Source organism: Microcystis sp. LE19-131.1A (assembly GCF_027532015.1).
In the GTDB taxonomy this organism is placed as follows: domain Bacteria; phylum Cyanobacteriota; class Cyanobacteriia; order Cyanobacteriales; family Microcystaceae; genus Microcystis; species Microcystis ichthyoblabe_A.
Genome location: NZ_JAPZSS010000320.1, coordinates 1 through 2,221, shown reverse-complemented (window position 1 = coordinate 2,221; position 2,221 = coordinate 1). Strand labels below are relative to the sequence as shown.

The following is a 2,221-nucleotide window of genomic DNA, read 5'->3' as shown; positions in this document are numbered from 1 at the left end:
TAAATTCTCTCTAGCATTTTCTGGCTCTCGGGGTTTAGGTCTCTAATCAATCTCATTGTATTTTCCTGCTGCTTCGTTTTTTTATGTATTATACTTCTTAATTTTTTATTTGGGTAATTAATTTTGCATGACTACTTATGTTGCATGAACGCTGTTGACACAAATGTTTTAATTTACGTCAATGATTCGCGTTATCCTAGTAAGCAGGCAATCGCAGCTTCTCTAGTAGCTAATCTGACAGAGGGAGTTTTAATTTGGCAGGTTGCCTGCGAATATTTAGCGGCAAGCCGCAAACTTGAGCCATTTGGGTATTGCCTATCCTTTGCACACCCAACGAACTGATGGGAGATTAAGTCATGTGGACAGATGAAATTGTCGAGGAGATCCACCGAATCCGTGAAGAGTATGCCAAGTCCTTCAACTATGACTTGGATGCAATCTTTGCAGACCTACGCAAAAAGGAAGCAGCAAGCGGCAGAGAAGTCGTAAACTTATTGCGAAAGCCCAGTCTAACAAGTCGTTGGAGCGGCCAGGCTAGAGAGCTTGATGATGGGATCAAGGATGCTAACCGCCGCTCAACTTAGTTGTTCCCCACTTCCCACGAAAAACTTTTTCTCTATGTGGGGAAAGATTCGCCAATAGACTGGACAAGAACCTCTAGATGGGCGAGGCTATGGGTGGCCATAGCAGTAAACCGCAGACGACTGGTGGGAACGGTAGGAGGACGAATGGCGGGGGCAAAAATCCCTTTTTCTAGCAGTTTTTGCGATAATTCTAGGGCTTGACCCGGATTGGCTACCGGTAAACATAAAATCGCCGCTTCCGAAGGCAATATATTAAAATTATTTAAGTTACTCTTGACAAAATTAACATTTTGGTGTAGGCGTTGGCGACGTTCCGGCTCCAGATGAATAATCTCTAGAGCCATTCTAGCGGCGGCGGTGTCGGCGGGGGATAAACCGGTAGTATAAATCCAGGTGGCGGCGCGATTGCGGATAAAATCGATAATTTTGGCGTTTCCAGTCACATATCCCCCTAAACTGCCTAAAGCTTTACTCAGGGTTCCCATCTGAATTAATTCCCGTCCTTGACAACCACAATATTCCACGCAACCTGTGCCATTTTCCCCCATAACCCCGGTAGCGTGGGCCTCATCCACCAAAACCATGCAATTATAAATCTCGGCTAGAGCGAGAATTCCCGCTAGGGGACAGATATCCCCATCCATACTAAACACTGTATCGGTGAGCAGTAAACAATGACGATAGTGATGACGGTGGGCTAATAACTGATTTTCTAAATCTTCGAGACTATTGTGCTGGTATTCTTTCACCGTGGCACCGCTTAACTTGGCTCCATTTTTGAGGCTAGAGTGATTGTATTGATCTCCTAAAATCAGGTCTTTCTGCCCCACTAAACAGGTAATTGTCCCCAAATTGGCTAAATATCCCGAACTAAAAACGATCGCGTCTTCGCTATTTTTAAAGGATGCGATCGCTAATTCTAAGTCTCGATGAAGATCTCGGTGTCCACTTAATAGACGCGAGCCGGTGCTTCCAGTTCCATAGCGTTGTGTTGCTGCTATGGCTGCCGCGATCATTCTTTCATCGGCTGCTAATCCCAGATAATCATTACTGGCAAAATTAATCAGCGATCGACCCTCTAATTCTATAACGGCTCCGCCCTGGCCTTGAATGGTTTTGACCCTTCGATACCAATTGGCCCGATGGAGGGTTTTTAAGCTGTCCTCGATCCAAGAATAAGGATGATTCATCGAAAATTTGGGTCTAAAACCCCGTCGTTCTACGACGGCTTTCCTGTTAAATATTAGCGCATTTACACGATATATGCTAGAATGCGAGATATGGAAAAAGCCTATTCTTACCGATTTTACCCCACACCAGAACAAGAGTCGCTATTGCGGCGCACATTGGGCTGTGTAAGATTAGTTTACAATAAAGCTCTCCATGTCAGAACACAAGCTTGGTATGAAAAGCAAGAAAGAGTAGGCTACGCTCAAACTTCTTCAATGTTGACCGATTGGAAAAAGCAAGAAGAATTAGACTTTCTCAATGAAGTAAGCTGTGTACCTTTACAACAAGGGTTAAGACACCTACAAACAGCTTTTACTAATTTCTTTGCTGGTCGTACTAAGTATCCTAACTTTAAGAAAAAACATCAGGGAGGAAGTGCCGAATTTACCAAATCAGCCTTTAAATTT

The 2,221-nt window shown here is 43.9% G+C and carries 3 protein-coding genes; 2 read left to right on the top strand and 1 reads right to left on the bottom strand.

Features of this window, described 5'->3' with window-relative positions:
* The first annotated feature begins 356 nt into the window (after nucleotides 1-356).
* Entirely contained in the window at nucleotides 357-584 is a 228-nt protein-coding gene (locus O9323_RS22345) for a hypothetical protein (protein WP_016516502.1), read from the top strand.
* A 32-nt stretch (nucleotides 585-616) separates the two neighbouring features.
* On the opposite strand, the gene bioF is transcribed toward O9323_RS22345, so the two are convergent.
* On the bottom strand, nucleotides 617-1,774 hold the full coding sequence (gene bioF, locus O9323_RS22340; RefSeq protein WP_002755895.1) for an 8-amino-7-oxononanoate synthase: 1,158 nt from the start codon (nucleotides 1,772-1,774) through the stop codon (nucleotides 617-619).
* Between the two features lie 90 nt (nucleotides 1,775-1,864).
* Between bioF and O9323_RS22335 the strand changes: the two genes are divergently transcribed.
* The coding region (locus O9323_RS22335) for an RNA-guided endonuclease InsQ/TnpB family protein (RefSeq protein ID WP_288125773.1) at nucleotides 1,865-2,221 on the top strand (357 nt) is incomplete at its 3' end.